This is a genomic window from Pandoraea sp. NPDC087047 (assembly GCF_044745225.1).
GTDB lineage: Bacteria > Pseudomonadota > Gammaproteobacteria > Burkholderiales > Burkholderiaceae > Pandoraea.
On record NZ_JBIUZU010000009.1, the window covers coordinates 161018 to 180335 of the forward strand.

Below are 19318 nucleotides of genomic sequence, written 5' to 3' on the forward strand. Positions count from 1 at the left end.
GGTATCTCCGTAAGGTCTAACGAAATCAGCCAAGCACGGACTTGACCGTCGCGACCACGTGGTCGACGGTGAAGCCGAAGTGTTTGAACAGCACGCCGGCCGGGGCCGACTCGCCAAAGGTGTCGATGCCGACCACGCCGCCTTCCAGGCCGACGTACTTATGCCAGAACGCCGTCACACCGGCTTCGACAGCCACACGCGGCACACCGCGCGGCAGCACGCTCTCGCGGTAGGCCTTGTCCTGACGATCGAACACGTTGGTCGACGGCATGGACACGACGCGCACCGCAATCCCTTCGGCCGCCAGCGCTTCGGCACCCTTGAGCGCCAGATCCATTTCCGAGCCGGTCGCGATCAGCACGATCTGCGGATTGGCCACATCGCGCAGCACGTAGCCGCCACGACGGATATCGGCGATCTGCGCATCGCTGCGCGAGACGAACGGCAGATTCTGACGGCTGAGCACCAGGCTCGACGGGCCATCATGACGCTCCACGGCAGCCACCCACGCGGCAGCCGTTTCGGTCGTATCGCACGGACGCCACAGGTCCATCTGCGGAATCAGGCGCAGGCTCGAGACATGCTCGATCGACTGGTGCGTCGGGCCGTCTTCGCCCAGACCGATCGAATCGTGCGTGAACACGAAGATCGAGCGCAGCTTCATGAGCGCCGCCATACGCAGCGCATTGCGGCTGTAGTCGGAGAACGTCAGGAACGTGCCGCCGAACGGGATATAACCGCCGTGCAGCGCAATGCCGTTCATGATGGCGCTCATGCCGAACTCACGCACGCCGTAGTTGATGTGGTTGCCGAACTGCACGCCTTCTGCGTTTGCACGCACGGCCTTGCTGGCCTTCCAGTTCGTGAGGTTCGAGCCGGTCAGGTCGGCCGAGCCGCCCAGGAATTCCGGCAGCACGGCGGCGAGCCCTTCGATGGCGAGTTGCGACGCCTTGCGGGTCGCCACCGTCTCGGCTTTCTCGTTGGTCTTGGCGATCAGCGCGGCGGCAGCCGACTTGAAGTCGCCCGGCAGTTCGCCCTTCATACGACGCTCGAACTCTGCGGCTTCGACCGGGAACTGGCTGCGATACGCGGCAAAACGCTCGTTCCACGCGGCTTCGGCTTGCTGACCGGCGGCCTTGGCGTCCCACGCAGCGTAGACGTCGTCCGGCACTTCGAACGGCGGCAGTTTCCAGCCCAGCGCAGCGCGCGTTGCCGCGATTTCATCGGCACCCAGCGGCGCGCCGTGCACGTCGTGACCGCCTTCCTTGTTCGGTGCGCCCTTGCCGATCAGCGTCTTGCAGCAGATCAGCGTCGGACGATCGGACGTCTTGGCTTGTGCGATGGCGGCGTCCACGGCGTCGGCGTCATGGCCGTCGATGCCGCGAATCACGTTCCAGCCATACGCTTCGAAGCGCTTCGGCGTGTCGTCGGCAAACCAGTATTCGACGTCACCGTCGATCGAGATGCCGTTGTCGTCGTACAGTGCGATGAGTTTGTTCAGACGCAGCGTGCCGGCCAGCGAGCAGGCTTCGTGCGAGATGCCTTCCATCAGGCAACCGTCGCCGAGGAACGCGTACGTATAGTGATCGACGATGTCGTTGCCCGGACGGTTGAATTCCTTGGCGAGCAGCGCCTCGGCGAGCGCGAAGCCGACGGCATTGGTAATGCCTTGACCCAGCGGACCCGTGGTCGTCTCGACGCCCGGCGTGATACCCACTTCGGGGTGACCTGGCGTCTTGCTGTGCAGTTGACGGAAGTGCTTGAGCTCTTCGATCGGCAAGTCGTAACCCGTCAGATGCAGCAACGAGTAGATCAGCATCGAGCCGTGGCCGTTCGACAGCACGAAGCGGTCGCGATCGGCCCAATGCGGGTTCACGGGATTGTGCTTGAGATGGCGGCCCCAGAGAGCGACCGCGATATCAGCCATGCCCATCGGCGCGCCAGGGTGACCGGAGTTGGCCTGTTGGACCGCGTCCATGGAGAGGACGCGAATGGCAGAGGCCATCAGCGCAGCCGTAGCAGGAGAGGAGTTCGTCATGGTGACCAGCCGGAAGAGCGGGCGTGCCCCGATGCCGCGAGCTGCCGCGCGAAATTCAAATGCGGGAAAAGACCGGGATTTTACCAGAATCGACCCTCGCCCGGGTCGTTCACGGCGAACTTCCTCAACTGACGGGAACGTGGAATCATGCGAAGAAGTGACGCGATCGACCCAAATTAGAGAAAGTTGCCCTGCCAATGTCCGAAAAACGTATCCCCCCCGCAGGCAAATCCGACTTGCCGACACCCCCGTCCACCCGGCCTTACAGCGCCAACATCGGACAATGGGCCGGTTATACGTTCGCCGCGCACCCTGTATTTGCCACGACGTCGTCTCATCAACACATTGAAGTCGTGGACTTGCCGGCGTTCGGCGAACTGGGGCGGGCATACCGGCTCGACGGCCGCTTCATGGCCTCGCTGGCCGACGCACACATCTGCCACGAATGCATGGTGCATCCGTTATTGCTCGCGCACGGCAACGCCCGCCGGGTGCTGATACTCGGCGGCGGAGACGGCGGCTCGGCACGCGAGGCCCTGCGTCACGCGAGCGTTAGCGAAGTCGTCGTCGCAGAGCTCGACCCGCAGGTGCCCGCCACGATCCTGCAGCACATGCCGGCATTGGCAAACGGGGCGTTCGACGATCCGCGCACCACGCTTGTCATCGGCGACGCCCGCGATCTGGTCGACGCGGCGCTCGCGCGCGGCGAACGATTCGACGCCGTGATTTTCGATCTGACGGAAGCGGATGGCGACGCGGCGTCGCTGCACGATGCGCCGTTCTTCGCCAAAGTGCGCACCTTGCTGGGCCCACGCGGCGGCATCACCCTGCAACTCGGCGCGCCGTGGTTCGAAGGCCTTCAGGTACGCCGCATGCTCGATGCGCTACGCTCGGTATTCACGTTCGTCCGGCCAATGACCGCCTACGTGCCGCTGTATGGCGCGCAGTGGGCGCTCGCGCTGGCCAGCGACTCGCTCGACATGCGCGACATCGATGCCCTCACCGCCGGCACACTCCCAACTGGGCTGAACGGCTTGCGGCACTACGCGCCATCGCGGCATGCCGTACTTTTCGACATCTCCCCCGAATTGCGCGCCATCCTCGGAGAAAACATGCCTGCACGTCGATAGTCGACACCGTTCGATATCCTCTTGCACGGCGCAAGCGGCCAGCACGGATGAAGCGGACACGCGTTCCTTGTATATTGAGCACTTGTCACGACAGTCGGCGTGTTCCTTCGACCCTCCTCGCCGACGGACTCAACGGAGCACTGTCATGTCCGATCCCCGCCCGTCCCATGTGCCTTGGCTGACGCCCTATCTGACCGTGCGCGACGCTCGGGCGGCCGCGACGTTCTACGCGCAGGCATTCGGCTTCACCGTGCACGACATAGTGGACGACGACGGTGCCGTCATGCATGTGGAAATGTTCTATCAGGGACAGTTGATCCTGATGTTCGCCCCGGAAGGCGCATTCGGGAGCACAGCACGCACGCCGCGGACTTCGGGCGTCGAAGCGCCGCAGAGTTTCTATGTGTATACGGAGGACGTCGATGCGCTTTATGCCCGCGCCACGGCTGCTGGCGCCAAGGGACTGATGCCGCCTAGCGACCAGTTCTGGGGCGATCGTTTCTGTCAGTTGGAAGACCCTGATGGGTATCGCTGGGGCTTCGCCCGGCCGATCGCGCCGCGTAGCTAACTCAGTCCGTGCCGGATCTGCGTTGGGGTATGCTTCTGTCCCCGACGTCGTGACCGGCAGCCCTTCTTCCTCTATCGCCCGAATGCCTCGCTTTTTTATCGATGCGCCGCTGCATGCCGGCGCCCTCCTCGACCTTCCCGAGACCGTCGTTCGCCACGCTCAAGTATTGCGCCTCAAAACCGGCGATGCGCTTACGCTATTCAATGGCACCGGCGGCGAATATCCGGCAGTGCTGACTACGCTGGAAAAGCGTCATGCGACGGCGCAGCTCGGCGAGCACGACGCGCGTGAAGCCGAGACACCCTATCGCATCACCCTGGCACAGGGCATCGCGGGCGGCGACAAGATGGACTGGCTCATCGAGAAGGCCATCGAACTTGGGGTGACGGAGATTCAACCGCTCTCCACTGAGCGTTCGGTCATTCGTCTTGACGGAGAACGTGCCGCAAAGCGCGTTGCGCATTGGCAAGCGCTGGTGCAGGCCGCATGCGAACAATGCGGACGAAACCGGGTGCCTCGGGTGTTGCCGATTCGTCCGATCAACGCCTGGCTGGGTGATCGGGATGTCATCAAAAGCGACGCATGGCGTGTGCTATTGTCACCCAGAGCAGACTGCGGATTCGATTCACTCCCGCGGGAAGCGCCGTCTCAGCCTGGCGTGTTGCTCTTCGGCCCGGAAGGCGGGCTGGCACCGCAGGAAGAGGCGTTCGCGCAGCAGGCCGGATTCACGGCGATTCGTCTCGGAGAACGTATCCTCAGAACCGAAACGGCGGGCATTGCGGTACTCGCTGCATTGGCCGCCCGCTGGGGCGGTTGGTAAGCATCGATGATTCGAAAAATGGCCTCACAAGCCTAAAGGAGCAATCGTCATGGGTATCCTCGACAACATTCTCGGTGGTGGGTCCGGCAATCAAGCCGGTGGTGGCAGCGGCGGCTTCAGTACGAAGACGATGCTACTGATGGGCTTGCTGGCGATGATTGCCAGCCGCTCGAGCAATGCGCAGGGACAAGGCGGCGAGGGCGGCGGTTTGCTCGGCTCTCTCGGTGGCGCCCTTGGCGGCGTGCTGGGTGGTGGCGCGGGAGCGGGTGGTGCCGGTGGGCTCGGCGGTCTGCTGGGCGGATTGCTCGGCGGCGCGCAATCCCAGTCGGCCGGCGCCGGCACCCCGACGACTTCCCCCGGCGACCTGGTCGGCGCGCTCGGCGGCCTGGGCGGTCTGACGCAAATGCTGAATCAGGGTGGTTTGGGCGAGGCCGTGAAGTCCTGGGTCGGCACTGGGGACAATCAACCGGTCAGCCCCGATCAGGTGACGCAGGCCCTGGGGCCCGGCGGTCAATTGCAGCAACTGGCCAGCACCGCAGGTGTGTCCGAGGGCGAGGCCGCACAGGAGCTGTCATCACTTCTGCCGCAGGTCATCAATCACCTCACGCCGAACGGTGCGCTCCCCGAGGGACAACTCGATCTGGCTTCACTGGCCCAGCAATTTCTCGGCGGCCATAAGACCTGATCGATCTGATCGACGGGCACGCTTCGTCAGCCCATAAAAAAGGTCCGCAATGCGGACCTTTTTTCTTCGCGACAGCCGTTCCCGGCATCCCGCACCCCGTCACTTTCGCAAACGTTATACGAACGATCTGCCGAACTTAAGCGAACGAGTAGAAAACGCGGAAACTCACGCGCCGTTCGCTCCAGAACTCTGCCGCATCGCGGAAGACTTCGAGCAGCGTTTCGCGGCCATCCTTGTCGAATTTCGTGACAACCGGCAAGCCTTCGAGCACGACAACGAAACCCGGCTGCGGGCCGCAGTGACTCACCAAATCGGTCAGACAATCGTGCAACGCGTCGTAGTTCTTGCCGAAATGCTTCGGAAACAGGAACGATGTGGCGATCGTCTCCAGCACCTCGGCCTTGCTCTGCGCCTGCGAACAATTGGCGTACAGGAAGTGCTGCCCGAGTCGCTCGGCCTCTGCGGCCAGTTCCGGCACGCGGAATGCGCGGATCGACTGCACGATATTCGGCCTGACGGTCTTGAAAAGACTCATATCTCCCTCTTCCGATAAGGTACGGCGGTGGCCGGCCCGCGCTACAGCATGCAGGCCCAGCACCTGCTTGAACAAGTTGCCCTCGCCCGCACCGAATGGATCTGCCATAAGATCTTTCCCGCGTTCTTGTGCGAAAACCGGCTCACTCATGCTGCTGTCATTCCCTTATGCGTCTAAAGCTGTTGTAGTGGTCTTGGGTGAAGTAACACGGATCTACCGCACGTTGGTCACCGCCGCAGATGATGCGCCTGGCACCTCTATTGCGGGCACCGGGAGTCGGCACCGTGTATTCATGGTAATAGCCACGCGGCATTTTGGGCAGGCGCTTTTCGTAGTTCCCGAACGTGATGCCATCCTTGGCATAGGGAAACGGCCCGCCCTGGGCAATCAGCGACAGCGTGCGCTGCGCTTCGCGAGGCAACTCGGCAACGGATACTGTTGCTGTTTGATCCGTGACGTATGGCGCGATTTCACGCGCCACAGCATTGGCCCCCAGAAAGACACTACCCGCCGCAGTCAGTGCCACGATGCTCCGGTGAAGCCAACGTGCCATTGTCATAGCTAGCTGTCGCCCGGCGCCTATGTGCGCTGCGGGCCCGTTCTGGTGGGTGAAGCCGTAAGGTTATCGCTATTGCTCCCGAGAATCAATGTCGGCTTACATTTTGCAACCAAACCGTTCGACAAATTCATGAAAACAAAGGCTTTTTCCCGACAGTAAGCGCACACATGGCAATATACGATGCACAAAACGCAACGCCCGAAAGACAAAACGCCGCTCCGAAAGGTGCGGCGTTTTGTTCATTTTGTCGGCTAACGTGCGCGAAACGGCGGCGAACTGCCCGCGGCGCTTACCGGATCATCGACCTTCTTGTTGCGCCGCCGCATCGGCCACCACCAGCGCGGCCATGTTGATGATACGACGTACCGTCGCGGACTCGGTCAGGATATGCACCGGTTTGGCCGCCCCCAGCAGGATCGGCCCGATCGCCACGTTATTGCCCGCAGCCGTCTTGAGCAGGTTGTAGGCAATATTGGCAGCGTCGATGTTCGGCATGACCAGCAGATTGGCTGCACCGGTCAGCGTCGAATCCGGCATGATGCGTGCGCGCAACTCCGGGTCCAATGCGCAATCTCCGTGCATTTCGCCGTCAACTTCCAGCTCTGGCGCACGATCCTGCAGAATCGCCAGCGTTTCACGCATCTTGCGGGCGCAATTCGCTTCGCTCGTGCCGAAGTTCGAGTGCGAGAGCAGCGCCACCTTCGGCTGAATGCCGAAACGGCGAATCTCTTCGGCGGCCATCAGCGTGATTTCGGCCAATTCTTCGGCGCTCGGATCCTGGTTGATGTGCGTGTCGACCAGGAAGATCTGACGGTTCGGCAGAATCAGCGCGTTCATCGCGCCGTACACATTGCCACCTTCGCGCTTGCCGATCACGCGATCGATGAAGTGCAGGTGACGGCCCGGCGTGGACACCGTACCGCAGATCAAACCGTCCGCCTCGCCCTTGCTCACCAGCATGGCCGCGATCAGCGTAGTACGGCGGCGCATCTCGACACGCGCGTACGAAGCCGTCACGCCCTTACGGTTCGTTAGGCGATGGTAGGTCTCCCAGTAATCGCGATAACGCTCGTCGTGTTCCGGGTTGACGATGGTGAAGTCGACACCCGGCGTCAGACGCAGACCGTATTGCTCGATGCGATGCTCGATCACGGCGGGACGGCCCACCAGAATCGGCGTGGCTACGCGCTCGTCCACGAGCACCTGCACGGCGCGCAGGACGCGCTCCTCTTCACCTTCCGCGAAGGCAATGCGCTTCTTGTCAGCGGCCACGCTGCGCGCCACCGAGAACAGCGGCTTCATCAGACCGCCGCTGTGATACACGAACTGCTGGAGCGACTGCGAGTAGGCGTCGACATCCGCGAGCGGACGCGTTGCGACACCCGCAGCCATTGCCGCCTCGGCAACCGCCGTGGCGACCTTGACCAGCAAACGCGGATCGAAGGGCTTCGGAATCAGGTACTCCGGGCCGAACGACAGATTCTTGATGCCGTAAGCCGACGCGACGATATCGCTCTGCTCCTGACGCGCCAGTTCGGCCAGCGCGTTCACCGCGGCGATTTCCATCGAGCGTGTGATCGTGGTTGCGCCCACATCGATCGCACCGCGGAAGATGAACGGGAAGCACAGCACGTTGTTGACCTGGTTCGGATAGTCCGTGCGGCCCGTGGCCATCACGCAATCCGGACGCACTTCCTTCGCGAGTTCCGGCGTGATTTCCGGGTTCGGATTGGCCAGAGCGAAGATCAGCGGCTTGTCGGCCATCGTCTTGACCATTTCCGGCTTGAGCACACCGGCGGCCGACAGGCCGAGGAACACGTCGGCACCGCCGATCACGTCGGCCAGTCCGCGCGCGTCCGTCTTTTGCGAGAAACGAATCTTTTCCGGATCCATCAACTCGGTACGGCCCTCGTACACCACGCCCGCGAGGTCAGTCACCCAGATGTTCTCCAGGGGCAGCCCCATGTCGACGAGCAGGTCCAGACACGCGAGCGCAGCAGCGCCGGCGCCGGACGTCACCACCTTGACCGACGCCAGGTCCTTGCCCACGACCTTCAGACCGTTAATGAGCGCAGCTGCGACCACGATAGCCGTGCCGTGCTGATCGTCGTGAAAGACCGGAATCTTCATGCGCTCGCGCAGCTTGCGCTCCACGATGAAACACTCGGGCGCCTTGATGTCCTCAAGGTTGATCGCACCGAACGTCGGCTCCAGCGCGGCGATGATGTCGACCAGCTTCTCAGGGTCCTTTTCGTCGATTTCGATATCGAACACGTCGATATTGGCGAACTTCTTGAAGAGCACGCCCTTGCCTTCCATCACCGGCTTGGACGCCAGCGGACCGATATCGCCCAGTCCAAGCACGGCCGTGCCGTTCGTGATCACGCCGACCAGATTGCCACGTGCCGTATAGCGCGACGCATTGAGCGGGTCGACCACGATTTCCTCACACGCAGCAGCAACGCCCGGCGAGTACGCCAGCGCCAGATCGCGCTGGTTGAGCAACTGCTTGGTCGGCGCGATGGCGATTTTGCCGGGGGTGGGGAATTCGTGATATTCGAGCGCAGCTTCGCGCAGTTTCGGATCGATCGGCGTGGGCATGAGGGGAAGCTCTTGGCGAACAGAAGGGGTCAAAATTTCAGTGCGAATTGTAGCCCCATTTATTCACGTCATTTATGCAAAAAACGGATAAGGGCCGCACCTGCGCTGAAGCATTTCCTGATCGATAGTGGTGAAAATCCTGCGCAAATTCAACGCTGCATTGCACCATCGCCCGCATTTTCAGACAACGGATGAATCGCGCATCAGGTGTTGTCCTAGAAGGACATGAGAAGTGGTCTGAAATCGGAGCACAAACCCGTTTGCCTGCTTGGGAAAGCCGCAACCGCCTCTTAGAATAGGGTTTTGCGTTGCGCCACCCGCCGTTGCTCATGACCACCACATCCTCGTCCGCCTCGCCACTGTCCGAGTTCTCGCTGATCGACCGCTTCTTCGCCCATGCGACGCGTCAGGGGGAGCAGGTCGCGCTCGGCATCGGGGACGATTGCGCCCTGTTGCGTCCGCCCGCGGGTGAGCAGCTTGCCATTTCCACCGACATGCTCGTGGAAGGTCGGCATTTCTTTGCGGACGGCGACCCGCGCGCCCTCGGCCATAAGACCCTCGCCGTCAATCTCTCGGATTTGGCGGCTATGGGCGCTCGCCCGCTCGGATTCACGCTGGCACTGGCGTTGCCGGACAGCGATCCGGCATGGCTCGCACCGTTTGCCGAGGGGCTGGCCGAACTGGCCGACCGCCACGCCTGCCCGCTGATCGGCGGGGACACCACACGAGGCCCGCGCAATCTTTGTGTGACGGTCTTCGGCAGCGTGCCGGGGGCTCACGCCTTGCGTCGCGACGCCGCACAACCGGGCGACGACATCTGGGTCTCCGGCACACTGGGAGACGCCCGGCTGGCGCTCGGCGCGTTACGAAAGGAATGGACATTACCGGACGGCGCCCTCGCCCAGGCGCGTCGCGCAATGGACTGGCCGGAACCACAAGTGGCGCTCGGCCTGGCGCTGCGCGGCGTTGCCCGCGCCGCGCTCGACATCTCCGATGGCCTGCTGGGCGACCTCGGTCACATTCTGGAACGCTCGTCGATGAGCGCACAGATCAATGTCGACGCGTTACCGCGCTCACCGCTGCTCGCGACGCAATCGCCCGAGATTCAACGGCTGTGTACCCTCGGGGGGGGCGACGACTACCAATTATGTTTTTGCGCCGACCCCGTCCAACGCCCCCGGATCGAGGCGATTGGCGACGAACTCGGCATACGCGTCACGCGTATCGGTACAATAGCGCTTCCCGACGGACGCCAAACGATGCTGCATCTCCATGACAATACTGGCGCGTTCGTCGCTGCCGATTTCAAAAGTTTCGACCATTTCCAATGAGCACTGATCAAATGGCCGCCGCCAATCCGGGCAGCGGCCCGCGCCGGCCGAACTCGCGCTTCCTGCTGTCGCACCCCGCGCACCTGTTTTCGCTCGGCTTCGGCACGGGCCTGTCGTCGTTCGCGCCCGGCACCGTGGGAACGCTTTTCGGCTGGGCATCGTATCTGGTGCTCAACCTGTATCTGACGGTCACGGGCTGGGCGGTACTGATCGCCGCGTCCATCGTCGGCGGCATCTGGATTTGCGGCTACACGGCGCGAAAGCTCGGCATCCAGGATCCGAGCGCGATCGTCTGGGATGAAATCGTCGCCTTCTGGATCGTATTGCTGCTCATCACGCCCGCGAGCTTCATCGGCCAACTGGTGGCGTTCGTATTGTTTCGTTTCTTCGATGCCGTCAAACCGCCGCCGATCCGCTATTTCGACCGGACCGTCAAGGGCGGCCTCGGCATCATGCTGGACGATCTCGTGGCCGCGTTCTGTACGCTGCTCGTGATTGCGCTGTGGCGCTCCATCTGAGCGACACGGCTAACGGATTTGCTGTTTGCTGTTTGCTGTTTGCTGTTTGCTGTTTGCTGTTGCCTCACGACGGGTGGCCGCGCGCTAATCGCTGGATGTCGGACTGCCGGTGAATAGGCTGCCGAGTGTCCGTCGCCCCGCCGCAGCTCACCCGTTATGTATTCGTTGCATAGACTTCTTGAAGGCGTCGTCCCGTGGTCTCCGAACAAAATCTTCTTGCCCAACTGTCGGTAAAAGTCGGCAACCGTCTGCGTGACGAACGTTTGATGCTGACGACGGCCGAGTCGTGCACTGGCGGCCTCGTGGCCGCTGCGGTGACCGATATTTCCGGCAGCAGCAACTGGTTCGAGCGCGGCTTCGTGACTTACTCGAACCAAGCCAAGTCCGAGATGATCGGCGTGCCGCCCGAGTTGATCGAAAAGCATGGCGCCGTGAGCGAACCGGTGGCTCGCGCCATGGCCGAAGGCGCGCTTCTGAACAGCCGTGCGCAAATCTCGCTGTCGATCACCGGCGTGGCTGGCCCCGGTGGCGGTACACTCGACAAGCCCGTGGGCATGGTCTGCTTCGGTTGGAGCAATCGTGTGACGACCCTCGTCGAGACGAAGCACTTCAAGGGCGACCGCACACAGGTTCGCAGCCAAGCGGCGCAATATGCGTTGCGCGGTGTCATCGAATTGCTCGACAAAGCCGAAGCGTAAGTCCCGTAACGCGGGTAACGCCGTTATCGCTGGCAGCGTCGGTAGCGCTGCCGGACAGCGCCCCGCCCCCCCTCAGCCACTGACACCGCGCCAAAACGACGCGACGCGCGGCCCAAAAAAACAGCGCCTGCGAATTTCGCGAGGCGCTGTTTTGGTTCGCGGCATCCCGATAGCGGACGCGACGCGTGTCATACACGCGCCGGCCGGCGTATCGATCAGCGATAGGCGTTGATGCTGTCGCGCGTCTTCTGAGCGGCGACGGCAGCGGCTTCGGCGAAATGCTCGTCGCGACCTGCATAGATGATGGCACGCGAGGAGTTGATCATCATGCCCGTGCCATTGGCGGTGCGTCCGGCCCGGACCGTCGCCTCGACATCGCCGCCCTGAGCGCCAACGCCCGGAATCAGCAACGGCATATCGCCGACGATGCTGCGCACGGTGGCGATTTCCGCCGGGAACGTGGCACCGACCACCAGACCAATCTGACCACTCGTGTTCCACGGCCCGGCTGCGAGACGCGCCACCGTCTGATAAAGCGGTTTGCCGTCGACATCGAGGAATTGCAGATCGCTGCCGCCCGGATTTGACGTCCGGCACAGCACGATCACGCCCCGCTCCTTGTGCGCCAGATACGGCTCCAGCGAATCGAAGCCCATGTACGGGTTCACGGTCACGGCGTCGACACGATAGCGCTCGAACGCTTCACGCGCGTACTGTTCAGCGGTGCTGCCGATATCACCGCGCTTGGCATCCAGTATCACCGGCAACCCCGGATGATTGGCGTGGATGTGCGCGATGAGCTGTTCGAGCTGGTCTTCGGCGCGATGCGCGGCGAAGTAGGCGATCTGCGGTTTGAACGCGCTGGCGTAGGGCGCGGTCGCGTCGACGATCTGGCGGCAGAACTCGAAAATCGCGTCCGGCTTGCCCTGCAAATGCGTGGGAATGCGCGAGGGCTCGGGATCGAGGCCCACGCACAGCAGCGAGTTGTTGCGCGTCCAGGCGGCGTTGAGAACTTCGGTGAATGTCATGACGGTATTCCGGCGGGGTGCCGGCGGCGGTCAACCGCCAGCAGAGGATTCAAGGCTGATTCCATTGAGCAATGGCCGCCATTTTACCTGCTCGGCGCGCTCGCCCCGTGCAGTCTTTCCGATCACCGTCATTGCATGGCCTTTCACGCCACCGTGCTCATGCTCGCGTCTGCGGCCATGCGTCGAATCAGTCAAGCCAGCCGCGATGACGGAAATACAGGAACGGTGCTATCGCCGACAGGATCATCAGACCAATGGCGAACGGATAGCCCGCCTCCCATGCCAGTTCCGGCATCATCTGGAAATTCATGCCGTAAATACTGGCGATGAGCGTCGGCGGCAGAAACGCCACGGCCGCCACCGAGAAGATCTTGATGATCTTGTTCTGGTTGATGTTGATGAAGCCGATGGTGGCGTCCATCAGGAAGTTGATCTTGTCGAACAGATACGCTGTGTGATTATCGAGCGACTCGATATCGCGCATGATCTGCTTGCCTTCCTGATACTGCTCGTCCTTGAGCATACGGGCGCGCATGAGGAACGACACGGCACGACGCGTATCCATCACGTTACGGCGAATGCGCCCGTTCAAGTCTTCCTGCGCGGCAATGCTCTCGAGCGCTTTGGCTGCGTCCGCATCCGAGAGGTTCTTGCCAAGCACGCTCTTGCTCACTTCCTCGAGCGCGGCGTACACCCCTTCGAGCGAGTCGGCGGAGTATTCCGCGTCGGTCGAATAGAGGTCGAGCAATACATCCATCGCATCACGCACCGAACCGGGACGCGTGCGCGCACGCATGCGCACCAGCCGGAACACCGGCAAATTCTCATCGTGGATGGAAATCAGCAGATCCTTGATGACAAGAAACGCCACCGGCACGTTGCGCGACTGCTCTTCGTCTTCGAGAAGGAAATCGGTACGGATATGCAACACACCGTCATCGTCTTCGTAATAACGTGCCGATGCCTCGATGTCGGTCACTTCGTCGCGTGACGGCAGTTTGACCTTGTAGGTCTCTTCGACCCAGCGGCGCTCCTCCTCCGATCCGCTATGCAAATCGACCCAGACGGGGGCGGCACTCATGAGGTCACTGGGCTGCTCACAGCTGACCTGTTGCAGGCGGCCGTGATGGATGACGAAGGCATTGATCAAACGAAGGTCTCCCTGCTACAAAGCGACGCCAAGTGTAGCAGCCGCGCCACAGTCACGCCAATGGCGGCGCCCTGCGCGTTATGACACGCGCGTCGCACCGCGTCAGAGGACTCGCGAATTGTTCGTAGGACCCGTCTGAAAATCCACGATACTCAAGGATTTGGCTGCCAACGGTGGCAACCTTGGCGAACCAATCAACGCACTTTGCGTCAACTTCGGTATCGACGTTTTGTGTTGAAACGTCAACCGACAGGGAGATCCATCAATGACTGAAGTCACGACCCCGCTCGCGTCCGTCGACGCCGTGATGGGGTTTCTGGCCGCCAACGCGATCCGCTACGGCTTATCGTTCGTGCAGGCCGTGCTGATCCTCGTGATCGGCTTCTGGATCGCGCGACGACTCGCCCGATTCTTTCACGCCACGCTCAGCCGCTCGCCGAACTTCGACGCCACGCTCAAGCCGCTCATCGAGTCGGTCGTGCTGTGGTCGGTGCGCATCATCACGATCATCGCCGTACTCGCGCAGTTCGGCGTGCAGACAGCCAGCATCATCGCGGTACTGGGCGCGGCAGGTCTGGCCATCGGGCTGGCTTTGCAAGGTACGTTGCAGAACATCGCAGCCGGCACGATGCTGCTGGTACTCCGACCGTTTCGCAACGGCGACTATGTGATGGCCGGCGCATCGGTCGCGGGTACCGTGGAAGAGATCGGCCTGTTCACGACCACGCTCACGAATGCCGATGGCATTTATGTGTGCGTGCCGAACAATCAGATCTGGGGACAGCCGATCACCAACTACAGCCGCAATGCCACACGTCGCATGGAAATTACCGTGGGCATCGCACTCGACGACGATCTGGACGCCGCCATGAACGCGTTGCGTCAGCATGTCGCGGCCGACAAACGCGTGCTCGACAAACCCGCCCCCGAAATCATGGTCAAACAGGTCAGCGACAGCGCCGTGATCGTGAATGTGCGCGTCTGGTCACTGCTTGCCAACTACTGGAGCCTGTACTGGGATATGCAACGCAACGTGAAGGAGACGGTCGAGGGCGTGGGTTGCTCGTTGCCATACCCGACGCGCACCGTCATGCAGGTGCCGACACCAACGATTCCGGACGCCGCGCAACCGCGACACTGAGCACGCAGGCCGATTCGGCACACGCCATTGCATCGAACCCCGTAGCATAGAACGTGGGGTTGGCCCCACGGAAACAGCACCTCCAGCGGCACGATTTTCGTGCCGCTTTTTTTTCGTCGATCGATTTGGCAAAACGGCTTCCGCCCCGGCCTTTCTGGTCGCAATGGGAATTAACTCACGAAAAAGCAGGGTCGAATACCCAAACATGAACCCGTTTCGTGAAACGGACCCCATTCGATTCCTATAGTTCGCAGGTTCCGTCACCTCTGCAAGGATCTCGAATGAAACCCGTGGTCATTTTGCAATTGATGTCTCTGGCAATTTCGTCGGGTGCCGCCGTTGGCGCGACCAACACCGACGCCCCCCGCGAATATGCTCCCTTGAAAATGAAAGTCGGCGACGAGGAACTTTGCCTGACGCCAAGCGGGGACGAAGCGAAAGGCTGGCAATACGTCTACCCGCTCAAATGCGACGACAAGTCCAAGTTGCAGAACTGGAAGCTGACCTCCTCGGGAAGCAATCGATATTCCATCACCAACGAAGTCTTCGGGGATAAGCGGTATTTGCGAACCTACGGCGGAGCAACGTCGATCGCACTTGATCGCGACATGAGCGGCTACACGAGTATGCGTTCGTGGGAAATCTCAGTGGGGCGCAACAACGAAATTCGCCTATGGAACGTGTACAGCAGGGATCTCGGCCAATGGAAAACGGTGAGCGTCAATGCGCAGAGCAAGGCGGTCGGACTGACGGTACCCGACGGCAAGACACTGGACGTCTGGCACTACGGCATCGACATGCCGACGCCCCAGTTTCCGGTAACGGGCACGAAGAAGGTGTTGCTCATGGCCACGCACTTCAGCGACGAAACGGCGGCCGGATCGGCACAAGTCAAAAAGACCGTGATGGGCGAGGACTATGCCCCGTGGTATGAAGACAAGTCGTTCAAAAACTACCTGACGCAGACATCCGGAGGCAAGCTCGCCACACAGTGGAAGTTTCTCGAAGAGGTCAACATCGGCGCTCGCCCGGCGTCTTGCGATTCGAATACCCTGTTGAACGCCGCGCGCAAAGCCGCCACCGAGCGGCAAGTCGACCCGAAGGACTACGACTACCTGTTTGTCAGCATCAATCAATGGGGCGCATGCAGTTGGGCCGGGCTGGCGAGCGTGCCGGGTCGCTGGGTGCTGGCGAATGGCGGTGCCGCGCATAAGTTCTGGACATGGTCCCATGAGTTCGGCCACGCCATGGGCGCTTATCACGCCAAGATTCTTTACGGATGCACGCAGGAAAACGATGTTACCCGGCTCGATAACCAGTGCCAGTCATACGATTGGGGCAAGGTGCCGACCGACCCGATGGGCGGTGGCGGTGCGTCGCAGTTCCCCCTCCCTTACCTGCACTTTGTCGGCTGGCAGGACGATAAGGATGTGCCCTGGATCCACACCGCAGGCACCTACAAACTCGATCCGCTATGGAAGCGCGGGAACGCGGCGCAGGGCTATCGCCTGCGGCGCTCGGATGGTTCGGTGCTGTTCCTCGAATTCCGTAAGCCCAGTCAGCCGTTCGAAACCTGGTGGGAGGAAGATCCGTTCGTCAACGGACTCATCGTCTACATCGCCAAATACTCGAATAACACCATCACCAACACGCTGGTCAACATGACACCCAATAGCGGTACGTCGATGAGCGACGCGCCGCTGATGAAGTCTCGCGCATTTGACGACACGCTATCCGGCTTCAGAATCCGTTTGGTATCCGAAAACTACAACAGCGCAGAAATTCAGGTCGAGAAGTTGCCGGAGTGAAACGTTCCGAATCCGTCACCGGCGGCACGCTGATGCATGGCGGGCCGCCCGGCGACAGGCCGACGCGGATTACTGCGGCAATTCCGCCGCGCCCATGCGACGCGCAATCACTCCGGCGCGTTGCGAGAGATACGGTGAGTTGCGATGGGTATCGAAGTAGCGCGGCCTCGGCAGCATGACCGCCAGGCGCGCCGCCTGCCAGGGCGAGAGTTTCGACGCGGGGATACCGTAGTAGTAACGCGACGCCGCCTCAGCGCCGAACACGCCCTCACCCCATTCCACCGAGTTCAGATAGATCTCGAAGATACGCTGCTTGTCCATCCAGAATTCGAGCATCCATGTGATGGTGAATTCTTCGGCCTTGCGCAGGTAACTCTTCTCGCTCGAGAGGAACAGGTTTTTGGCAAGTTGCTGCGAGAGGGTCGAGCCGCCCGCGACGATGCGTCCCTTCTTCTGATTCTTCTCCCACGCGCCGAGCATGGCGTCGATTTCGTAGCCGTCGTGATTGACGAAGTTCGCATCTTCGCTGGCGATGATGGCGCGTTTCAGATTGCGCGAAATCTGGTCGTACGGCACCCATTCATGCTTGAGCGTCGCGCTGGGATCGGTGTCGCGCAGACGCGCCTCGGCTGCGCGCATGAACGCCGTCGACTGCGGGTTGAAGTGCACCCACCAGCCGATTTGCAGGAAGTAATAGAGCTGCGTAGCGAGTACACCCACGATCAGCAACGTGATCACATAGCCCGTCCACTGCCATGGACCCCAGGCACGTTTTCGGGAGGCACTCATGGTGCGTGAAGTGCGCGAGGTGCGTCGCTGCGCAGTCATTGGAATCGATCAACCTTTTGCCGTGAGCCGGGCACGCAGCGCGGCACGCACGACATCGGTCGACGGTCGCACGTCGCGCCACACGCAGAACGCTTCGGCCGCCTGCTCGACAAGCATGCCCAGGCCGTCTGATGCGCGCGCCGCGCCGGCCGACAACGCATGCGTCATGAAGACGGTCGGCTGCGCGCCGTACATCATGTCGTACGCCAGCGATCCCGCCGCAAAGGTAAGCGCAGGCAGCGGGGGCACGTCTCCCTGAAGACTGCCGGCCGTGGCATTGATCACGACATCGAAACTGGCAGGCACGGCGTCCCAGCCGCCACCGGCCAGCGCGACACCGTGACGCCTCGCTGCGTCGGTAAATCGAGCAACGAGTTCGTCGGCACGCGAGGCCGTGCGATTGGCGATGAAAAGCGCCGCCGGGTTCGCTTCGATCAACGGCAGCATCGCGCCGCGCGACGCACCGCCTGCCCCCAACAGCAGCACGCGATGGCCGGCAAGCGAGACACCGAGCGGGCCTTCAATGTCACGCACAAGCCCGACGCCATCGGTGTTGTCGCCGGTGATGCCCTGCGCGTCGAACACCAGCGTGTTGACGGCGCCCGCCGCTTGCGCGCGTTCGGTCAGGCGATCCGCCAGCGCGTGGGCTTCGAGCTTGAACGGCACGGTCACGTTGGCGCCGCGCGCGCCTTGCTCGACGAACGTGCGTACTGTGGCGGCAAAGGCATCGAGCGGTGCGAGCAGACGCTCATAAGTAAGATGCTGTCCCGTCGCGCGCGCAAACTCGGCGTGAATGAACGGCGACTGACTGTGTTCGACAGGATGACCGATCACGGCGTAGCGATCGGCCGGCGATTCCCCGGCAGGCGTTTGGTTTGTCATCGTTTTCAAAGACGCGGCGCCTGGCTTTCGCTCAGGCGCCGCTTTTTTCATGCAGAAAATACGGCCCGGGCCGCGGTTCAGCAGACGTCGATCACCAGAATATCCACAGTGCAATGCCGCCGAACAACGCCCATTTCACCGCATAGTACACGTAGCGGTTCCACGCCTTGAGGCGCTTGCCGACGATGCGGATCGCGTAAATATACTTGAACGCCTTGTTCAGGCCCCCGGTGCGGTCGCCCGACTCGTTCGGCGACGCCGCCGCACCCACCAGATGACGGCCGAACCAATGGTTGACGGCCTGCGTCCAGCGGTACTTCATCGGGCGTTCCACGTCGCAGAACAGGATGATGCGGTTGCGGCCGCTCTGATTCTCGGCGTAGTGGATGTACGTTTCGTCGAATACCACCCCCTCACCGTCGCGCCAACTGTAGCGCTGACCGTCAACGTCGATGTAACACCGATCGTCGTTCGGCGTCACTAGTCCGAGGTGATAGCGCAGCGATCCGGCAAACGGATCGCGATGTCGCACCAGACGGCTACCGTGCGGCAATTCGGCAAACATCGCGGCCTTGATCGTCGGGATCTGACGCACGAGACCGGTCGTCACCGGGCACAGTCCCTCGGCAGACGGATGCGCGTCGTCATACCACTTCAGGTAGAAGCGCTTCCATCCGGTTTTGAAGAATGAGTTGAAGCCGACGTCGTTGAATTGGTCGGAGGCCGTGATGCGGCTTGCGTCGAGCAGCGACACCGCTTCGGCACGAATCGCTTCCCAGTTCTGGCGCAACAGCTCGAGCTCGGGGAAGTTGTCTGTCTTCAGATAGGGCGTCGTCGGCACACGGGAGAACGCGTACATGAACACGTTCAGGGGCGACAGAAACGTCGAATGGTCAGACAGTTGGCGGAAGAATTTATGACGAACCTTACCGCGGCAATGCACGTATACAGCACAAGCAGCAATAATCGCCAGAACAATCCATTTCATGGTGGACTTT

18 protein-coding genes are annotated in these 19318 nt (G+C 61.7%); 9 read left to right on the top strand and 9 right to left on the bottom strand.

Annotated elements, in window-relative coordinates; genetic code table 11:
• Positions 1–25: 25 nt before the first annotated feature.
• Positions 26–2038 (bottom strand): transketolase, encoded by a 2013-nt coding sequence (gene tkt, locus ACIPHM_RS18590; RefSeq protein ID WP_400331267.1) that lies wholly within the window; start codon positions 2036–2038, stop codon positions 26–28.
• A 197-nt stretch (positions 2039–2235) separates the two neighbouring features.
• On the opposite strand from tkt, the gene ACIPHM_RS18595 reads away from it, so the two are divergent.
• The 4 genes from ACIPHM_RS18595 (at position 2236) to ACIPHM_RS18610 (ending at position 5241) form a co-directional block, all read left to right on the top strand.
• On the top strand, positions 2236–3168 hold the full coding sequence (locus ACIPHM_RS18595) for a polyamine aminopropyltransferase (protein WP_400331268.1): 933 nt from the start codon (positions 2236–2238) through the stop codon (positions 3166–3168).
• 145 nt (positions 3169–3313) lie between these two features.
• Positions 3314–3736, top strand: a complete 423-nt coding sequence (locus tag ACIPHM_RS18600) for a VOC family protein (RefSeq protein ID WP_400331270.1) — start codon at positions 3314–3316, stop codon at positions 3734–3736.
• Positions 3737–3818: 82 nt separating this feature from the next.
• Complete coding sequence (locus ACIPHM_RS18605; RefSeq protein WP_400331271.1) at positions 3819–4556, top strand: 16S rRNA (uracil(1498)-N(3))-methyltransferase; 738 nt, start codon at positions 3819–3821, stop codon at positions 4554–4556.
• Between the two features lie 49 nt (positions 4557–4605).
• Entirely contained in the window at positions 4606–5241 is a 636-nt protein-coding gene (locus ACIPHM_RS18610) for a YidB family protein (protein WP_400331273.1), read from the top strand.
• Positions 5242–5377: 136 nt separating this feature from the next.
• Here the strand turns inward: ACIPHM_RS18610 and ACIPHM_RS18615 are convergent, their stop codons facing one another.
• The 3 genes from ACIPHM_RS18615 to ACIPHM_RS18625 all read right to left on the bottom strand — a co-directional run bounded on the left by ACIPHM_RS18615 (position 5378) and on the right by ACIPHM_RS18625 (position 8936).
• Positions 5378–5884 carry a barstar family protein gene (locus tag ACIPHM_RS18615; protein WP_400331276.1) on the bottom strand — a complete coding sequence of 169 codons (507 nt, stop codon included), beginning with the start codon at positions 5882–5884 and terminating at the stop codon, positions 5378–5380.
• 49 nt (positions 5885–5933) lie between these two features.
• A complete protein-coding gene (locus ACIPHM_RS18620) occupies positions 5934–6329 on the bottom strand; it encodes a ribonuclease domain-containing protein (protein ID WP_400331492.1) in 396 nt (131 codons plus the stop codon).
• 303 nt (positions 6330–6632) lie between these two features.
• Positions 6633–8936, bottom strand: coding sequence for an NADP-dependent malic enzyme (locus ACIPHM_RS18625; protein ID WP_400331279.1), 2304 nt, complete (start codon positions 8934–8936; stop codon positions 6633–6635).
• 329 nt (positions 8937–9265) lie between these two features.
• On the opposite strand from ACIPHM_RS18625, the gene thiL reads away from it, so the two are divergent.
• The 3 genes from thiL to ACIPHM_RS18640 all read left to right on the top strand — a co-directional run bounded on the left by thiL (position 9266) and on the right by ACIPHM_RS18640 (position 11483).
• Positions 9266–10267 (top strand): thiamine-phosphate kinase, encoded by a 1002-nt coding sequence (gene thiL / locus ACIPHM_RS18630; protein ID WP_400331281.1) that lies wholly within the window; start codon positions 9266–9268, stop codon positions 10265–10267.
• On the top strand, positions 10264–10785 hold the full coding sequence (locus tag ACIPHM_RS18635; protein WP_400331283.1) for a phosphatidylglycerophosphatase A: 522 nt from the start codon (positions 10264–10266) through the stop codon (positions 10783–10785). Before thiL ends, ACIPHM_RS18635 begins: the two co-directional genes overlap by 4 nt.
• A 194-nt stretch (positions 10786–10979) precedes the next feature.
• Entirely contained in the window at positions 10980–11483 is a 504-nt protein-coding gene (locus ACIPHM_RS18640) for a CinA family protein (RefSeq protein WP_400331285.1), read from the top strand.
• Between the two features lie 215 nt (positions 11484–11698).
• Here the strand turns inward: ACIPHM_RS18640 and pyrF are convergent, their stop codons facing one another.
• Positions 11699–12511, bottom strand: a complete 813-nt coding sequence (gene pyrF / locus ACIPHM_RS18645) for an orotidine-5'-phosphate decarboxylase (protein ID WP_400331288.1) — start codon at positions 12509–12511, stop codon at positions 11699–11701.
• A gap of 187 nt (positions 12512–12698) precedes the next feature.
• Positions 12699–13661 (bottom strand): magnesium/cobalt transporter CorA, encoded by a 963-nt coding sequence (gene corA / locus ACIPHM_RS18650; RefSeq protein WP_400331291.1) that lies wholly within the window; start codon positions 13659–13661, stop codon positions 12699–12701.
• Positions 13662–13926: 265 nt separating this feature from the next.
• On the opposite strand from corA, the gene ACIPHM_RS18655 reads away from it, so the two are divergent.
• Complete coding sequence (locus tag ACIPHM_RS18655) at positions 13927–14802, top strand: mechanosensitive ion channel family protein (RefSeq protein ID WP_400331293.1); 876 nt, start codon at positions 13927–13929, stop codon at positions 14800–14802.
• Positions 14803–15182: 380 nt separating this feature from the next.
• Positions 15183–16610 (top strand): hypothetical protein, encoded by a 1428-nt coding sequence (locus ACIPHM_RS18660; RefSeq protein WP_400331296.1) that lies wholly within the window; start codon positions 15183–15185, stop codon positions 16608–16610.
• 69 nt (positions 16611–16679) lie between these two features.
• On the opposite strand, the gene mtgA is transcribed toward ACIPHM_RS18660, so the two are convergent.
• The 3 genes from mtgA to lpxO form a co-directional block, all read right to left on the bottom strand.
• The gene (mtgA, locus tag ACIPHM_RS18665; protein WP_400331298.1) at positions 16680–17438 is read right to left on the bottom strand and encodes a monofunctional biosynthetic peptidoglycan transglycosylase; all 759 of its coding nucleotides are present in this window, start codon (positions 17436–17438) and stop codon (positions 16680–16682) included.
• A 9-nt stretch (positions 17439–17447) separates the two neighbouring features.
• Entirely contained in the window at positions 17448–18320 is an 873-nt protein-coding gene (gene aroE / locus ACIPHM_RS18670; RefSeq protein ID WP_400331301.1) for a shikimate dehydrogenase, read from the bottom strand.
• A 91-nt stretch (positions 18321–18411) separates the two neighbouring features.
• A complete protein-coding gene (lpxO, locus tag ACIPHM_RS18675; protein ID WP_400331304.1) occupies positions 18412–19308 on the bottom strand; it encodes a lipid A hydroxylase LpxO in 897 nt (298 codons plus the stop codon).
• Positions 19309–19318: the final 10 nt, after the last annotated feature.